Source organism: Anoxybacillus sp. FSL W8-0382, assembly GCF_038003845.1.
GTDB lineage: Bacteria > Bacillota > Bacilli > Bacillales > Anoxybacillaceae > Anoxybacillus > Anoxybacillus flavithermus_G.
The window spans coordinates 1,483,204-1,498,370 of sequence record NZ_JBBOPX010000001.1 but is presented as its reverse complement, the minus strand read 5'-3'; the positions used below and the strand labels follow the sequence as shown (position 1 = coordinate 1,498,370).

Sequence of the window (15,167 nt, the reverse complement as noted above, 5' to 3'; positions counted from 1 at the left end):
GGGAATCATCAAAAAAAGGGATGTATGGATCATATATCCATAGAACTAACACCAAAATCAAAGTTGATTTCCAACCATCACGGATTCAGGGAAGGTGTTGGCATTCATATTTTGCCATTACTGGAAGAAAGGCTTGCGCAATACGAAGATGTTGAAGTAGTGGAGGGTTCGACCGATGGAATGCGGCTACTTGGAACAATCGAAGAGACGGAGTATTTAGTGGTAGTCGATGCTGTCAATGCAGGAAAAGAAGCGGGAACGATTATTACATTAGTCGATGATGAAATTCCAGCTTATTTTGGAATGAAAATGTCCATTCATCAACTTGGTTTTCAAGAAGTGTTATTAGCTGCGAAACTACGCCAAACCATTCCAAAACAAATGGTGTTATTCGGGGTTCAACCTGCCTCCCTAGTTCTTGGTTTAGATTTATCTCCAATTGTGCAAGCACAACTTCCATATGTTGTCGAGCGAGTTGTGCGTCAAATAGAAGAGTGGTGTCACACTCCATGAATCGTCTCCAATTTTTAAAGATGATGCGCAATAGTTTAATGGAAACGGTGAAAGAAGCTTCTGCCCCGCTATTAGAAGATGAGGTGGAAAAAGTGAAAACATTGTTTTTTAGTCATCGCACGTGGCATTCCATTGGCCTGTGCGACGATGTACATGGCGTTGAAATGAAAACCGTTGCCCGCATTCCGATTGTCGTTTATAAACATGCCGGAACATTACATGTAAAAAAAGCGATTTGTTCGCACTGTCACGTGATGCCACATTATATCGAGCAAGATCATCGTTTCATTTGCTTGTACTGTGATCGTGAATGGTACGTATTGTCACAAGAAGGAACGTTGCATATGCCAATTCTCCAAACAAAACAAGAAGGAGATGAATGGTATGTGCAAATAGAAGGGGATTCGTATGCATGAGATGGCGTTGATGGGAGAAATCGTTCATTTAATTGAGCAAGACGCTCGAAGCAAAGAGATGAAACAAGTAAAAAAAGTGGAGTTGTTAGTTGGTACGTTAAGCAATGTGCTTCCAGATGCATTACAGTTTGCATTTGATGTGTATAAAGTGCAAGCGGATAATTGCTTAACGGCAGATGCTGAATTGGTTATTCATATGGAAAGAGCGAGAGCAATTTGTGCAATTTGCGGAAAAGAATATGAACCAGCTACAAAAATTACGCAATGTCCAACATGCTTGCTTCCGAGCGGAAACATTGTAGCAGGGGAAACATTTCGCATTCTAGCATATGAAGGGAGTTTAACAACATGAGAATTACATTGGAAGTTGATGTGTTAACAAACAATAACCGAGCGGCTGCGTTTAACCGTCAATTGTTCGAAGAAACGAATACGCTTGTCATCAATATAATGAGCTCTCCAGGAGCAGGAAAGACAACGATTTTAGAGAAAACGATTGAGGCGCTAGCTAGTGAATTTCGTATTGGGGTCATCGAGGGTGATTTAGCGACAGAAAAAGATGCGGAACGTATTCGGGCTCTTGGTGCGCAAGCTGTGCAAATTAATACGCACGGAGGATGTCATTTAGACGCTCGCATGATTGCAGCTGTTTTACCCCAATTTAATTTTCAGCATCTCGATATTTTGTTTATTGAAAATGTCGGAAATCTTGTTTGTCCCTCTGGCTATGATTTAGGACAGCAACATAAGGTGGCTGTATTAAGCATACCAGAAGGAAATGATAAAATACCGAAATATCCGACGATGTTTATGCGAACAGAACTCGTTTTACTAAATAAAATAGATTTATTGCCGTATCTTGATTTTAGCGTAGAGCAAGCAAAAGAAGATTTATTGTGTATTAACCCACAGTCTAGGTTATTGACGATATCTGCGAAAACGGGTGAAGGTATGGATGAATGGTTACATTGGATTCGGGAAGGGGTTGCCCGATGCAAAAAGCAGTCAATATTACGGTAAAAGGACGAGTGCAAGGAGTTGGCTTCCATCCTTTTATTTTCGCACTCGCAAAGCGTTATAACGTAAAAGGAATTGTACAAAACAATATGGACGGGGTCTTTATTCATATTGAAGGGGATGCTTACGCAGTCGATCAATTTATTCACTCTTTACCGGTAGAAGCCCCGCGACTATCCTGTATTGATGAAATGATTGTGACTGCAGCCCAATGGCAAGCATGTAACGATTTCTCCATTATTCCGAGCGAACGAACGGGAAGTTCTTCGCTCGTTATTCCGATCGACACAGCTGTTTGTAATGATTGTTTGCGAGAAATGTATGATCCAAATGATCATCGATATCGTTACCCGTTCATTAATTGTACACAATGCGGCCCACGCTACACGATTATTGAACAGCTACCGTATGACCGCCCGTTTACATCGATGTATTCATTTCCAATGTGTAAACGATGTAACGAGGAATATAACGATCCTATGAATCGTCGCCATCACGCTCAGCCTATTGCTTGTCCAGCGTGTGGTCCTTCTATCATGCTACGAAACCGTGATGGAAAAATGGTACAGGGGGATGCGATCGAGCAGGCGAGGGCGTATATTCAAGCCGGGGCAATTGTTGCGATTAAAGGCTTAGGCGGATATCACTTAGCATGTGATGCGACAAATGAAAGGGCTGTTCAACAATTAAGAATGCGAAAACAACGGCCAAATCGACCGTTGGCTGTGATGGCTGCTTCTGTTGACATTGTAGAACAATTATGTGACGTAACGGAGGAAGAAAAACAATTGTTAACCTCGCCGGAAGCCCCGATCGTTGTTGTTAAACAAAGAAAAAACACAATGATTGCTTCGTTGGTCGCTCCTGGGTTACAAACGGTTGGGGTGATGTTGCCGTACACTCCCCTCCATCATTTATTGTTGGATGATCAATTACCTGTCATTGTCATGACAAGTGCTAATCGTTCAGGAGCACCGATCATATACGAAGATGAACGGGCTTTTTGTGATTTGCAAAACATTGCGGATTATTTTCTCGTTCATAATCGCCCAATTGTACATCCGCTTGATGATTCTGTTGTCCAAATAGAAAATGGGAACACCCATTTCATTCGACGGGCGCGTGGCTTCGTTCCAGATCCATTATGGACAAAGCAAGATGTACATGAGATTGTAGCGCTTGGTGGGCAGCAAAAAAATGTATTTGCGTTCGGGAGACACCAGCAAATTTTTTTAGGGCCCCATATAGGCGATTTAGAACATGTAGAAGTAATCGAACATTTTGAGAGAGAATACGAACATTTACGCACGTGGATGGGAGTAACACCTAAAATTATTGCTGTTGATTTACATCCAAACTACGAAACGTGGAACATCGCAAAACAATGGGATGCCGACATTGTAGCTGTACAGCATCATCATGCGCATATGGTTTCATGTATGGAAGAAAACCATATCTCAACTTCATGTTTTGGTCTAATTTTAGATGGAACAGGGTACGGCGAAGATGGGCATATATGGGGGTTTGAGTTGTTATACGGAAACGCTTTGCAATATGAAAGAATCGGACATTTGACATATACCCCACTTCCTGGTGGAGAACGTTGTGCGAAAGAACCGTGGCGTACAACAGTTGGCATGCTTGGATACTATTTAGGGGAAGAAGGATACGCTTTAGCGCAGCAACGATTTATAGAGCGAGCGAGAGACGTTGATGTGCTGAGACAAATGATCGAAAAAGGGCTACATTCCCCTCTAGCAGGGACGTGCGGTCGATTGTTTGATGCTGTGAGCGCCTTCTTATATGTTTGTACGCATAGCACATATGACGGGGAAGCGGCGATTCGGCTTTCCGAATTGATTGATGATACGAAAATATATGAGGCTTATCCGTTTAATGTAGAAAGACGTGAAACATGGGAAATTGATTTAAAAGAAATGTGGCGGGCGATCATAAGAGATGTCGATGACGGTGTACAAACGAATACCGTTGCTGGACGTTTTCACGAAACAGTTGTTCAGGCGTCTGTTGAAATGGTTCGTCTTGCTTTGCAACAACATCCAACATATGAGCGTAACATCGTTTTATCAGGCGGAAGTATGCATAACCGCTACATCGTTAAACGGCTTCGCCAAGAGTTTTCTCAACTTGGATTCAATGTTTATACACATCAAAAAGTACCGTGCAACGATGGAGGATTAGCACTTGGACAGTTAATGATTGCAGCACATAGGAGGGGACAGGCATGTGTGTAGGAGTGCCGGCAAAAGTGTTACATATCGAAGGTTTTTCTGCGTTAGTCGACGTGATGGGCTCACAAATGAACGTTGGAATCATTTTTGTTCCTGAAGTGAAAATCGGTGATTATGTCATTGTGCACGCTGGCCAGGCGATGTCTATTATTGACGAGCAATATGCACAAGAAAGTTTAGAAGAATGGAGGAAGTTAGTCGATGCTAGAAGTGACGGATCACTCAACACTTAGTCAAATGCTGTTACAGGAAGTGAAGACGTTAGCCGATCGGTTTCAACAAACGTTCGGGCGAATACCTTCCTTCATGGAAGTTTGTGGTTCACATACCATGGCTCTCGCTCGTACAGGGGTGAAAAAAGCGCTTGAAGGATACGTTCGTCTTATTTCTGGCCCTGGTTGCCCTGTTTGTGTCACTGATCAAGTAACGATTGATGCAATGATTTCTTTGACAGATGGTGTGAATCGAATCATTTGTACATTTGGCGATATGGTTCGAGTGCCAGGATCTTATGGTACGTTGATGCAAGCGAAGACAGAAGGAAAAGATGTACGAGTTGTCTATTCTCCTGTTGATGCCGTTCGCATCGCCGAACAACACCCACATCAAGAAGTTATTTTTTTAGGCATAGGGTTTGAAACGACGATTCCGATTTTAGCTGCAGCTGTAAAAGAAGCGGAAGAGAAACAAGTAAGAAATTTTTCTATGTGGATGTCCACAAAGCTAGTGGAACCGATTTTACGCCAGTTGCTTCATGACGGAGAAGTGGCATTAGATGGATTTTTACTCCCTGGACACGTATCGATGGTAATGGGAAGAAAACATTTTGAATTTTTAGCAACAGAATACAATATACCTGCAGTAATTAGCGGGTTTGAAGCGCTTGATATGTTAAGTGCACTTCGTCATTTGTTGCTGCTATCGCTTGAACAACGCGCTGTTGTATTAAATGATTACAAAAGTGTTGTGACTGAACAAGGAAATGTGCAGGCAAAATATTGGATGAATCATTACTTTACATTATGTGACGAGGCGTGGCGTGGCATCGGTGTCATTTTTGATAGTGGAATGGATTTTAAGAGTGAGTATAATCAGTTTAACGCTAAGGTGAAATTTCCTATTCCAACACGTGAACCACGTCGAACAAAATGTCGATGTGGTGAAGTGATTCGTGGTCTCATTGATCCACCTCAATGTGCGTTGTTTGGGAGAGCATGTACACCCCTCAATCCAATTGGTCCATGTATGGTATCGTCGGAAGGTAGTTGTGCAGCTTATTATCAATATATGAGGGAGGAGTAACGAATGGAGCGAATAACGCTTGCGCATGGGGATGGTGGGGAGTTAGCTCACAAACTAATTACAGATGTTTTTGTTTCTACGTTTCGTAATGAGCGTCATGCAAAGTTTGATGCCGCTACGTTTGCGTTAGGAACACATGAGCTCGCTGTGACAACGGATAGTTTTGTCATCAAGCCAATTTTCTTTCCGGGTGGAAATATCGGAAAGTTAGCGGTAGCTGGAACAATAAACGATTTAGCAGTTGTTGGGGCGATCCCAAAAGTATTAACGTGTAGCTTTATTATTGAAGAGGGGTTTCCTATTCGTCATTTAAAAACAGTCGTTCAATCGATGGCAGAAGAAGCGAAAAAAACAAATGTAGCAATTGTTGCAGGGGATACAAAAGTTGTTGAACGTGGAAGTGCAGATGGATTATATATTAATACAACAGGAATTGGCATTATTTCGCACCCGCTTGAACGGAACATGGATGAAGGGGACTCGGTTATTGTCAGTGGTTCGGTTGGAGATCATGGTGTAGCTGTATTAGTTGCACGAGGAGAATTAGGGCTTGTATCAACGATTGAGAGCGACTGTACTTCATTGTATCTACTCGTCGCAAAAGCTTTAGAGGCAAGTCAGCGCATTCGACTGATGCGCGATCCAACGCGCGGTGGGCTAGCGACCACTCTTGTAGAAATTTGTGAAGATTTCGGTGTAACGATTGAATTAGAGGAAGAATGTATCCCAGTGAAGAAAGAAGTCAAAGGGGCATGTGAATTACTTGGTTTTGATCCTCTTTACTTAGCCAATGAGGGAAAAGTAGTCATGATCGTTCCAAAAGAAGATGAACAAGCAGTGCTTGATGCGCTCCGTTCGCAACCAGAGGGAAAAGATGCTGCTGTGATTGGAACTGTTCGGGCAACAAATAAAGGTCAGCTTTTATTGCGGACGCCGCTCGGGACAACAAGACGATTATATCGATTAACAGGATTAATGTTACCACGTATTTGTTAGCCGTAGGATTGTCCTACGGTTTTTTCTTTCCTAGTTGTATGCTTTATGTCATAATAAATGACAGTATATAAAAGAAGGTGAGGGTGTTATGAAGCAATATTTACAATTACTTGAAGATATTTTACAAAACGGGGTGTATAAGGACGATCGCACAGGAACGGGGACGATTTCCGTATTCGGACGTCAATTACGATTCGATTTACGTGAAGGTTTTCCTTTGCTTACGACAAAAAAATTACATATTCGTTCGATCATCCACGAATTGCTTTGGTTTTTGAGTGGAGAGACAAATATTCGTTATTTAAAAGAAAATGGTGTAACGATTTGGGATGAATGGGCAGATGAAAACGGGGATTTAGGACCGGTGTACGGAGCGCAATGGCGTTCATGGAAAGGGGCCGATGGTCGAACAATTGATCAAATAAGTGAAGTGATTGAACAAATAAAAACAAATCCAAACTCCCGCCGTCTTTTAGTGAGCGCGTGGAACGTTGCAGAATTAGATCATATGAAATTGCCACCTTGTCATTATGCTTTTCAGTTTTATGTGGAAAATGGGACATTATCATGCATGTGGCAACAGCGATCTGTCGATACGTTTTTAGGTCTTCCGTTCAATATCGCAAGCTACGCGTTACTTACATATATGGTTGCTCAACAATGCGATCTGCAGCCAAAAGAACTTATTTTTACTGGCGGTGATGTCCATTTATATATGAACCATATTGAGCAAGCAAAATTGCAGTTAACGAGAGAACCGCGACCGCTCCCGAAATTGATAATCAAACGAAAGCCTGCTTCTATTTTTGAGTATCGTTTTGAAGATTTTGAAATTGTTGATTATGATCCACATCCGCATATTAAAGCGGACGTGTCTGTATAAGGAAGTGATTTAGTTGATCTCTATTATTGTTGCGATGGATCGCAATCGGGTGATTGGTTATAACAATACGTTACCTTGGCATTTGCCGGCGGATTTAGCTTATTTTAAGCAAGTAACGATGGGACATCCGATTGTGATGGGAAGAAAAACGTTTGAATCAATAGGTCGCCCCTTGCCAGGAAGAACGAATATCATACTTACACGCGACAAGTCCGTCTTGAACATCTCTTGTTGTCAAGTTATTCATTCGATTGATGACATAAAACAAGTCGAACAACAATACGGTCATGTATTCGTTATAGGAGGGGCACAAGTATTTGAACAAGCGATGCCGATAGCTGATCGATTGTACGTTACACATATTGATGCAACGTTTAATGGGGATACATTTTTTCCAAACATTGATGAACAGCAATGGGAGCTCTGCTCAGTACAGCCTGGCGTGCAAGATGAAAAAAATCGCTATCCACATACATTTTGCATATACAAACGAATAGCTCGCAAATAACAAGCGAGCTTTATTTTTTCGGATAATTTTTAGAAAATTTACTTTTCTTTATTCGAAAATATGATATATTTTAGAATAACATAATTTTGACGACGAAATTACAAACGGAAAGGAAACGAGAAAATGGAACAACAAGTAAAACGAAAACATGGCGTATACGTAGAAGATATTTTAATTGCTTATCAAACGTTAAAAGATGTCGTGTATCATACTCCTTTACAAAAAAATGAATTGCTTTCAGAACGTTATGATTGCCACGTATACTTTAAACGGGAAGATTTACAAATCGTTCGATCGTTTAAAATTCGCGGGGCATATTATCGAATGAAAAGTTTATGTGAAGAAGAAAAGAAAAACGGCGTTGTCTGTGCAAGTGCAGGAAATCACGCCCAAGGCGTTGCTTATTCGTGTCGAGTACTTGGCGTACACGGTAAAATTTATATGCCGTCTACCACTCCACGCCAAAAAGTATCACAAGTACAATTTTTTGGTCGAGAATTTGTTGATATCATTTTAGTTGGTGATACATTTGATGACTCTTATGAGCAGGCGATTGTTTGTGCCAAAAAAGAGCAACGAACGTTTATCCATCCGTTTGATGATGAGGCTGTCATTGCTGGACAGGGAACGGTCGGGGTTGAAATTTTAAATGATTGTGAAGAGCCGATCGACTATGTGTTCGCAAGTATTGGCGGGGGAGGGCTTATTTCTGGTGTCGGTACGTATATAAAAAGCATTTCACCAACGACAAAATTAATCGGTATCGAACCTGAAGGAGCTCCTTCGATGAAAAAATCGTTTGAAGCAAAAGAAGTCGTTACTTTAAATGGAATCGACCCATTTGTAGATGGTGCAGCAGTCAAGCGCGTGGGTGAAAAGACATTTACGTTAGCGAAAGAGCTCGTTGACGATATTGTAGTCGTTCCTGAAGGAAAAGTGTGCACAACAATTTTGCAACTTTATAACGAGAATGCGATCGTTGTAGAACCTGCTGGAGCGTTGCCAGTTGCTGCACTTGACTTATATAAAGATCACATTCGTGGCAAAACGGTTGTTTGCATTATTAGTGGAGGAAACAACGATATTGGACGTATGCAAGAAATTAAAGAACGATCTATGATTTATGAAGGACTTCAACATTATTTTATTGTGAATTTTCCACAACGTGCAGGCGCTTTACGTGAATTTCTCGATGAAGTATTAGGACCAACAGACGACATTACACTCTTTGAATATACGAAAAAAAATAATAAAGACAGCGGCCCCGCTCTCGTTGGCATTGAATTAAAATGTCGTGAAGATTACGGTCCGCTTATCGAACGAATGAAGAAAAAAGGTTTTCCGTTTATGGAAGTGAATAAAGATAGTAGTTTATTCCATTTGCTCATTTGACAAAAATTTTTTATAAGTCGATGACGAAATGTGACATACTTCAACACAAAAATCGTGTATAATATAAGTAAATCGGTCAAAAAAGAGGATTGATATTTTGTTATTCAAAAGCCTAGAGTTTAAAAACGTAGATGGGCAAAAAGTAAAAATTATTGAAATTCCGGTATTGGAGGACGATAACCCTTATCAATTTATGGTAAAAGTAAGGTTACAAACGTTTATTGCACAAGTGTATGCGAGCAAAAAAACAAAGAAGGTGCATTCGTTTAAAGATTATTTAAAACGTGTGTTGAAGTGGCCGGTATACGAACAAATATTTAAATCTGAAATTTTAAAAAACAATGCATAAATGACGAAGGAGCTGTTTTGCTAATGTGCAAATCAGCTCTTTTTTTACAAAAAATTTTATGAAAACGAAGACACGCAGGGCGATTTTATTATATAATTTCACCGTACGAAAATTTTAGAATGAAATACAGGAAGTGAAAAAATGAGTAAAGTAAAAATTGTAACAGACTCTACGGTCGATTTACCAAAAGAAATAATTGAAGCGTGGGACATTCGTGTCGTTCCATTATCCATCTCTATTGATGGGGAAACATATTTAGATGGTATTGACCTAACTCCACAACAATTTATTGAAAAAATGAAACAAGCAAATGAACTTCCGAAAAGCTCTCAACCGTCTGCAGGACAGTTTTTACAAGTGTATGATGAACTTGGAGAAGCGGGATACGATGTTATCTCGATTCATATGACAGGAGGAATGAGCGGAACGGTGCGCTCTGCCGAAAGTGCAGCTGCGATGACAAAGACGAACGTCACCGTTGTCGACTCACGCTTTATTTCTCTTGCACTTGGCTTTCAAGTATTAGAAGCGGTCAAAATGGTCTCTGAGGGAAAGACAGTATCAGAGATTGTTTCCCATCTCGATACAGTTCGTGCGAATACACATTTATTCGTTGTTGTTGATACGCTTGAAAATCTCGTCAAAGGTGGACGTATTGGACGAGGGAAAGCGATGATAGGTTCGTTACTAAACATCAAACCGATCGCTTCATTAGAAGATGGGGTATATACGCCTGTCACAAAAGTTCGGAGCCAGTCCCAAATTGTCAAATATTTAACCAATCAATTTGTTGAACATACGAAGGGAAAAAAAGTTCGAGCAGTCGGAATTGCTCACGCAGAGGCGCTTGATTTAAGTGAACGATTAAAACAATCCATTGCGGAAACGACAGGATGGACACAGACGGACATTGTGTATACAACTCCAATCATTTCGACACATACAGGTCCAGGAGCGATAGGGTTTATGTACTATACGGAATAGGAGGACATAAAAGGTGAAGCGTATACGCTTATGGCTGTTTGCTGTGCTTTTGTTGTCGCTTGTCGCTTGTCAGCAAGCGATTCCAGATGCAAAAAATTGGCCGATCGAAGATTTCACATTTACTGACCAACATGGTCAACAGTTTGGTCTAGCTGATTTAAAAGGAAAAGTGTGGGTAGCCGATTTTATTTTCACACGATGTACTGACGTTTGTCCACCGATGACAGCAAATATGGCGAAACTACAAAAAATGGCTAAGGAAAAAGGGTTAGATGTGCACTTTGTTTCATTTAGTGTAGATCCCGAAAACGATACACCAGATGCGTTAAAAACGTATGTTGAAAAGTTTCAAGGAGATTTAAGTAATTGGCACTTACTTACAGGTTACACCCAACAAGACATTGAACGCTTTGCGCAGAAAAACTTTAAAGCCGTTGTAAAAAAGCCACAAGAAGGGGATCAAGTCATTCACGGTACAGATTTCTATCTCGTTGACCAAAATGGAACGATCGTGAAGTATTATAGTGGCTTAAACGATGTACCGTACGAAGAAATTTTAAAACATATTGACATGTTACAAGAATAACATATGCAGACAAAAATGATGACCGTGTCATTTTTGTCTTTTCTTTTATAGAGAGGGGAGCCCATATGAACAAACTGCTTCTTCTATTTCTTTGTGTATGTTTAGTCGGATGTTCCTCGACCTCTACAACTACTGTCCCAACGACCATACAAGAAAATGAACAAGAACAAATAAAGCCACGTGATTTACATGTTGTAGCGTTAGGTGATTCGTTAACGAAAGGGGTAGGGGATGGTAAAGGTGGCTATGTCACATTCATTAAGCAATATTTAGAGCAACGTGAAGATGTGAATAAGGTGTTTGTTCAAAATTTTGGCAAACGGGGGTTGCGTAGTGAACAACTAACTGATGTCATCATGAACAATGAATCGGTCATTCGAAAAGCAGATGTTATTTTGATTACAATTGGCGGAAACGATGTCATGAAAGTTGTCCGGTCACATTTTTTATCCTTAACGTATGAATTGTTTGTTAAAGAACAACAGATGTTTGCTTCCCGACTTGACGAGCAATTGCAACTTCTTCGCTATATGAATCCAGATGCTTATATTGTACTTAGCGGGTTATACAATCCGTTTTCTTCAGCATTTCCAAATATACCAGAAATGGATGAGATTATACACATGTGGAACGAGGGAAGTAAGAAAGTGATCTCGCGTTATGATCGTGCGCTATTTGTACCTATTGACGATTTGTTTGAAGAACGTGATGATATATTGTATGACGATCAATTTCATCCGAACACACGTGGCTATGAACTAATCGCACAACGTATGTATGAACATCTACAAAAACACGAAGAATGGATAGGAGAATAAATAGTGAAGTGGAAAGTGTTATTTTTTAGTTTGTTAGGAATAAATAGTTTAGTGATGGCGTTATTACTTTTTTATATGTTTCAATCATCTCCTTCCCCATATATATCGAATGTTAACGTGGAAGGACCGACATTTACTGTTCAAACATCTAAACAACATCTAAATGCGTTAGTGAACGACTATATTCAGAAGCATGAAAAAAAAGGTGGTTTGCCTTACAATGTTCAATTAGCTGATCGGTTGTATATAACAAGTGCTATCCCGATATTTGGAAAGCCTGTTGATTTGACAATGGCATTTGATCCAAAGGTGGATGAGAATGGTCATGTTGTACTTGCTCATCCGACGATGACGTTTGGGCAACTCCGTTTACCTGTACCGTATGTATTAACGTATATCAATAAACATGCTTCATTGCCAAATTGGGTGAAAATCGATGCGAAACATGAACGCATTTATATTGTTGTAAGCAACATTCGTATAAAAGAAGGACTCGTGTTGAAGGCGAAAACGTTCGATTTAAATAAAAATGATATCACTTTTACAGTTACTATAACAAAATAATGAGGATGTCTCTCATTACTGAGGGACATCCTATTTGATTCGCAATCCTTTAGGATAAAAGTTTTTTACAACTCCTTTTACTTCTTTGCCCCAACCAAGCGGATATCCATCAATAGTCACTAATATCCATCCACGATCTCCGTTCGTTTGTAATGTTTCTCCTTTCATATATCGGAGGCTTTCTTCAAATGTAAGAGACAGATATGCTTGTACTTGTTGTTTTGTTAATGCCATCGCTAAAGCGTGGTTTGGTTCAAAGCGATTTTTTTTCCATTCCCCGATATGGAGACCAGGGCGGACGACTTTTAAACCATCTAAGCGAGGGCATGAATGTGGGAGGGCAAATAAGTGCGTGCCAAACGCATACATCGTTCCTTTTATTGGTGTTTGGATGGTATGATTCATAAACGTTTCATAATCACGCCACATCACTTTAGGGACGTTACATGCAACTGTTTTTCCATTCCAATGTTTTGTGCTCCCTCGTTTGCGCATTTTCGCAACGAAATGTCCTTCCCCTTTTAGATGATGCGGCCAGAGCCTTGCTGTATGTGCAATGTTTCCACGATGTGTGTTTGTCCAATGTGACACACCTGGTTGAATACCATCTTCTTTTTCAATTGGTATTAATTCCATATCCTCGTAAGTTGCTAAAAACCAGTCAATGATTTGCTCGTTTTCTTCTGGAGAAAATGTGCATGTCGAGTAAACGAGTGTGCCTCCTTCGCTTAACATCTTATAAGCACATGATAAAATGTGCCGTTGTGTTTGTGCACATTTTTGAACGTGTTCTAAACTCCAAAATTGGATCGCTTCTGCGTCTTTTCGAAACATGCCTTCTCCTGAACATGGAGCGTCAACTAAAATTTTATCAAAAAACTCTTCAAACGTTTCCGATAATTTTTCAGGCGTTTCATTTGTCACAACAGTATTTGTAATTCCGAGCCGTTCAATATTTTCAGATAAAGCTTTGACGCGTTTTGGATGAATTTCGTTTGCCAGTAGAAAACCTTCGTTATTCATCATCGCTGCTAATTGTGTCGTTTTCCCCCCCGGTGCTGCGCATAAGTCGAGCACTCGTTCTCCTGGAGATGGGGCAAGCACTTCAGCGACAAACATGGCGCTAGGTTCTTGAATGTAATACAATCCGGCAGCATGATATGGATGTTTTCCGGGTTGGGCGTTGTAATAATAAAATCCTGTAGGACAAAAAGGGATCGGTTCAAGTTCCCATGGGCTTATGTTTAAAAATGTTGATGGTGATACTTTCAATGAATTGATCCGTAAACCGTTGACTTTTTCTTCATTGTACGTCGCAAAAAAACGCTCCGCTTCATCTCGAAGCAAAGCATTCATTTTCGTTACAAATTGTTTTGGTAAATGACATGTAGCCACTATAACCACTTCACTTTCGGTTCTGTTTTGTTTAAAATACGTTTTATGTTCGCTCGGTGACGATAAAACACAAAAAGTGTTAATAATGTGACGACAATGCGCAAAGGAACGTCATCTGTCCACACGAATGCATAGACGGTCGCATACACGCCTGTTAACATAGATGAAAGTGAAACGTATTTTGATATATATAGAATGAGAAAAAAGACAGCTAACATCGTCATAAATAGAACGGGTGAATAAAATAACAACACTCCACCAGATGTAGCAACCGCTTTTCCACCGCGAAATTGAGCAAACACCGGATATGTATGACCAAACACAGCAAACATTCCTGTAAGAAGCGGGTGAATATCTACAGAAAACAATATAGGTAGACTCGCGGCTAACGTCCCTTTTAAAATATCAGCAATTGTCACAATTAATCCCGCTTTTCCACCGAGCACGCGAAATGTATTTGTTCCACCTAAATTGCCGCTCCCGTGTTCACGTATGTCAATTCCATACCCTATTTTTCCAACGATCAATGCGAACGGAATTGAACCAAGTAAGTAACTGAAAATCACAAGCAAAACAGACATCATATGCCCCCTCTACTCCATTCATAGTTCCTCTATGGATGTTATGTTTTTATTGTAACATGCTTTTTTAAAAAATGAAGGCAGGATTATTTTTTTACATGAAGAAGTACTAGTTTATTATGGGAGGTAGATGATATGGGTCCAAGTCGTGAACAAATTAAACAAATTTTAAACAAGGCGAAGCGAATTGCTGTGGTAGGATTGTCAGATCGTCCGGAGCGTACATCTTATATGGTTGCAAAAGCAATGAAAGAGGCAGGCTACGACATTATTCCGGTTAACCCTCTTATTAAAGAGTGGGAAGGCATTCCAGCCGTTGCTACGTTAACAGATATCGAAGGACATGTCGATATTGTTAATGTGTTCCGTCGCTCTGAACATTTGCGTGAAATCGCTGAACAGTTTGTTCAAATGGATGCAGACGTGTTTTGGGCGCAATTAGGTGTATATGATGAAGGCGTATATCATGATTTAACAAAAAAAGGGTATACGGTTGTGATGGATCGCTGCATCAAAGTAGAACATGCGCTCACACGGTAAAAACGACCATTCTTTTTGTAATGGTCGTTCTTTTTCTTCACGACGTTGGACGTTTTACGAATGTATGTTAA

At 40.2% G+C, this 15,167-nt stretch carries 19 protein-coding genes; 17 read left to right on the top strand and 2 right to left on the bottom strand.

Features of this window, described 5'->3' with window-relative positions:
- Window positions 1-24 precede the first annotated feature (24 nt).
- From NSS60_RS07940 to NSS60_RS07865, 16 genes are all read left to right on the top strand, one after another.
- Window positions 25-513 carry a HyaD/HybD family hydrogenase maturation endopeptidase gene (locus tag NSS60_RS07940; RefSeq protein ID WP_004890493.1) on the top strand — a complete coding sequence of 163 codons (489 nt, stop codon included), beginning with the start codon at window positions 25-27 and terminating at the stop codon, window positions 511-513.
- Complete coding sequence (locus tag NSS60_RS07935; protein WP_004890490.1) at window positions 510-929, top strand: hypothetical protein; 420 nt, start codon at window positions 510-512, stop codon at window positions 927-929. The genes NSS60_RS07940 and NSS60_RS07935 overlap by 4 nt, the downstream gene beginning before the upstream one ends.
- Entirely contained in the window at window positions 922-1,281 is a 360-nt protein-coding gene (locus NSS60_RS07930) for a hydrogenase maturation nickel metallochaperone HypA/HybF (RefSeq protein ID WP_003397239.1), read from the top strand. Before NSS60_RS07935 ends, NSS60_RS07930 begins: the two co-directional genes overlap by 8 nt.
- A complete protein-coding gene (hypB, locus tag NSS60_RS07925) occupies window positions 1,278-1,949 on the top strand; it encodes a hydrogenase nickel incorporation protein HypB (protein WP_035018657.1) in 672 nt (223 codons plus the stop codon). Before NSS60_RS07930 ends, hypB begins: the two co-directional genes overlap by 4 nt.
- Window positions 1,922-4,201, top strand: coding sequence for a carbamoyltransferase HypF (hypF, locus tag NSS60_RS07920; protein ID WP_340720774.1), 2,280 nt, complete (start codon window positions 1,922-1,924; stop codon window positions 4,199-4,201). The genes hypB and hypF overlap by 28 nt, the downstream gene beginning before the upstream one ends.
- The gene (locus NSS60_RS07915; protein WP_003397236.1) at window positions 4,192-4,431 is read left to right on the top strand and encodes a HypC/HybG/HupF family hydrogenase formation chaperone; all 240 of its coding nucleotides are present in this window, start codon (window positions 4,192-4,194) and stop codon (window positions 4,429-4,431) included. Before hypF ends, NSS60_RS07915 begins: the two co-directional genes overlap by 10 nt.
- Entirely contained in the window at window positions 4,400-5,500 is a 1,101-nt protein-coding gene (gene hypD / locus NSS60_RS07910) for a hydrogenase formation protein HypD (protein WP_004890482.1), read from the top strand. Before NSS60_RS07915 ends, hypD begins: the two co-directional genes overlap by 32 nt.
- Window positions 5,501-5,503: 3 nt before the next feature.
- Window positions 5,504-6,496 carry a hydrogenase expression/formation protein HypE gene (gene hypE / locus NSS60_RS07905; protein ID WP_004890479.1) on the top strand — a complete coding sequence of 331 codons (993 nt, stop codon included), beginning with the start codon at window positions 5,504-5,506 and terminating at the stop codon, window positions 6,494-6,496.
- An 88-nt stretch (window positions 6,497-6,584) separates the two neighbouring features.
- Window positions 6,585-7,379, top strand: coding sequence for a thymidylate synthase (thyA, locus tag NSS60_RS07900; RefSeq protein WP_004890477.1), 795 nt, complete (start codon window positions 6,585-6,587; stop codon window positions 7,377-7,379).
- A gap of 13 nt (window positions 7,380-7,392) precedes the next feature.
- Window positions 7,393-7,887, top strand: coding sequence for a dihydrofolate reductase (locus NSS60_RS07895; RefSeq protein WP_004890475.1), 495 nt, complete (start codon window positions 7,393-7,395; stop codon window positions 7,885-7,887).
- Between the two features lie 123 nt (window positions 7,888-8,010).
- Window positions 8,011-9,279 (top strand): threonine ammonia-lyase IlvA, encoded by a 1,269-nt coding sequence (gene ilvA, locus NSS60_RS07890; RefSeq protein ID WP_004890473.1) that lies wholly within the window; start codon window positions 8,011-8,013, stop codon window positions 9,277-9,279.
- A gap of 97 nt (window positions 9,280-9,376) precedes the next feature.
- Window positions 9,377-9,628 carry a YpmP family protein gene (locus NSS60_RS07885; RefSeq protein ID WP_004890472.1) on the top strand — a complete coding sequence of 84 codons (252 nt, stop codon included), beginning with the start codon at window positions 9,377-9,379 and terminating at the stop codon, window positions 9,626-9,628.
- 141 nt (window positions 9,629-9,769) lie between these two features.
- Complete coding sequence (locus NSS60_RS07880; protein WP_004890470.1) at window positions 9,770-10,612, top strand: DegV family protein; 843 nt, start codon at window positions 9,770-9,772, stop codon at window positions 10,610-10,612.
- A 13-nt stretch (window positions 10,613-10,625) separates the two neighbouring features.
- Window positions 10,626-11,198, top strand: a complete 573-nt coding sequence (locus NSS60_RS07875; RefSeq protein WP_004890468.1) for an SCO family protein — start codon at window positions 10,626-10,628, stop codon at window positions 11,196-11,198.
- Window positions 11,199-11,263: 65 nt separating this feature from the next.
- A complete protein-coding gene (locus tag NSS60_RS07870; RefSeq protein WP_004890466.1) occupies window positions 11,264-12,016 on the top strand; it encodes an SGNH/GDSL hydrolase family protein in 753 nt (250 codons plus the stop codon).
- Window positions 12,017-12,019: 3 nt separating this feature from the next.
- Window positions 12,020-12,580 (top strand): YpmS family protein, encoded by a 561-nt coding sequence (locus tag NSS60_RS07865; RefSeq protein WP_004890463.1) that lies wholly within the window; start codon window positions 12,020-12,022, stop codon window positions 12,578-12,580.
- A 30-nt stretch (window positions 12,581-12,610) separates the two neighbouring features.
- Here NSS60_RS07865 and NSS60_RS07860 read toward each other — a convergent pair whose 3' ends face one another.
- Together NSS60_RS07860 and plsY are read right to left on the bottom strand one after the other, a co-directional pair.
- Window positions 12,611-13,975: an RsmF rRNA methyltransferase first C-terminal domain-containing protein gene (locus NSS60_RS07860; RefSeq protein ID WP_088223308.1), complete on the bottom strand. Its 1,365-nt coding sequence runs from the start codon at window positions 13,973-13,975 to the stop codon at window positions 12,611-12,613.
- The gene (gene plsY / locus NSS60_RS07855) at window positions 13,975-14,556 is read right to left on the bottom strand and encodes a glycerol-3-phosphate 1-O-acyltransferase PlsY (RefSeq protein WP_035018654.1); all 582 of its coding nucleotides are present in this window, start codon (window positions 14,554-14,556) and stop codon (window positions 13,975-13,977) included. Before plsY ends, NSS60_RS07860 begins: the two co-directional genes overlap by 1 nt.
- Window positions 14,557-14,691: 135 nt before the next feature.
- On the opposite strand from plsY, the gene NSS60_RS07850 reads away from it, so the two are divergent.
- Complete coding sequence (locus NSS60_RS07850) at window positions 14,692-15,096, top strand: CoA-binding protein (protein ID WP_004890457.1); 405 nt, start codon at window positions 14,692-14,694, stop codon at window positions 15,094-15,096.
- Window positions 15,097-15,167 lie beyond the last annotated feature (71 nt).

What these genes read in the sequence shown, in the direction of transcription:
- NSS60_RS07940 (WP_004890493.1), top strand. Translation starts at nt 25, where the DNA reads ATGGATCATATATCCATAGAACTAACACCAAAATCAAAGTTGATTTCC.
- NSS60_RS07935 (WP_004890490.1), top strand. Translation starts at nt 510, where the DNA reads ATGAATCGTCTCCAATTTTTAAAGATGATGCGCAATAGTTTAATGGAA.
- NSS60_RS07930 (WP_003397239.1), top strand. Translation starts at nt 922, where the DNA reads ATGCATGAGATGGCGTTGATGGGAGAAATCGTTCATTTAATTGAGCAA.
- hypB (WP_035018657.1), top strand. Translation starts at nt 1,278, where the DNA reads ATGAGAATTACATTGGAAGTTGATGTGTTAACAAACAATAACCGAGCG.
- hypF (WP_340720774.1), top strand. Translation starts at nt 1,922, where the DNA reads ATGCAAAAAGCAGTCAATATTACGGTAAAAGGACGAGTGCAAGGAGTT.
- NSS60_RS07915 (WP_003397236.1), top strand. Translation starts at nt 4,192, where the DNA reads ATGTGTGTAGGAGTGCCGGCAAAAGTGTTACATATCGAAGGTTTTTCT.
- hypD (WP_004890482.1), top strand. Translation starts at nt 4,400, where the DNA reads ATGCTAGAAGTGACGGATCACTCAACACTTAGTCAAATGCTGTTACAG.
- hypE (WP_004890479.1), top strand. Translation starts at nt 5,504, where the DNA reads ATGGAGCGAATAACGCTTGCGCATGGGGATGGTGGGGAGTTAGCTCAC.
- thyA (WP_004890477.1), top strand. Translation starts at nt 6,585, where the DNA reads ATGAAGCAATATTTACAATTACTTGAAGATATTTTACAAAACGGGGTG.
- ilvA (WP_004890473.1), top strand. Translation starts at nt 8,011, where the DNA reads ATGGAACAACAAGTAAAACGAAAACATGGCGTATACGTAGAAGATATT.
- NSS60_RS07880 (WP_004890470.1), top strand. Translation starts at nt 9,770, where the DNA reads ATGAGTAAAGTAAAAATTGTAACAGACTCTACGGTCGATTTACCAAAA.
- NSS60_RS07870 (WP_004890466.1), top strand. Translation starts at nt 11,264, where the DNA reads ATGAACAAACTGCTTCTTCTATTTCTTTGTGTATGTTTAGTCGGATGT.
- plsY (WP_035018654.1), bottom strand. Translation starts at nt 14,556, where the DNA reads ATGTCTGTTTTGCTTGTGATTTTCAGTTACTTACTTGGTTCAATTCCG.
- NSS60_RS07850 (WP_004890457.1), top strand. Translation starts at nt 14,692, where the DNA reads ATGGGTCCAAGTCGTGAACAAATTAAACAAATTTTAAACAAGGCGAAG.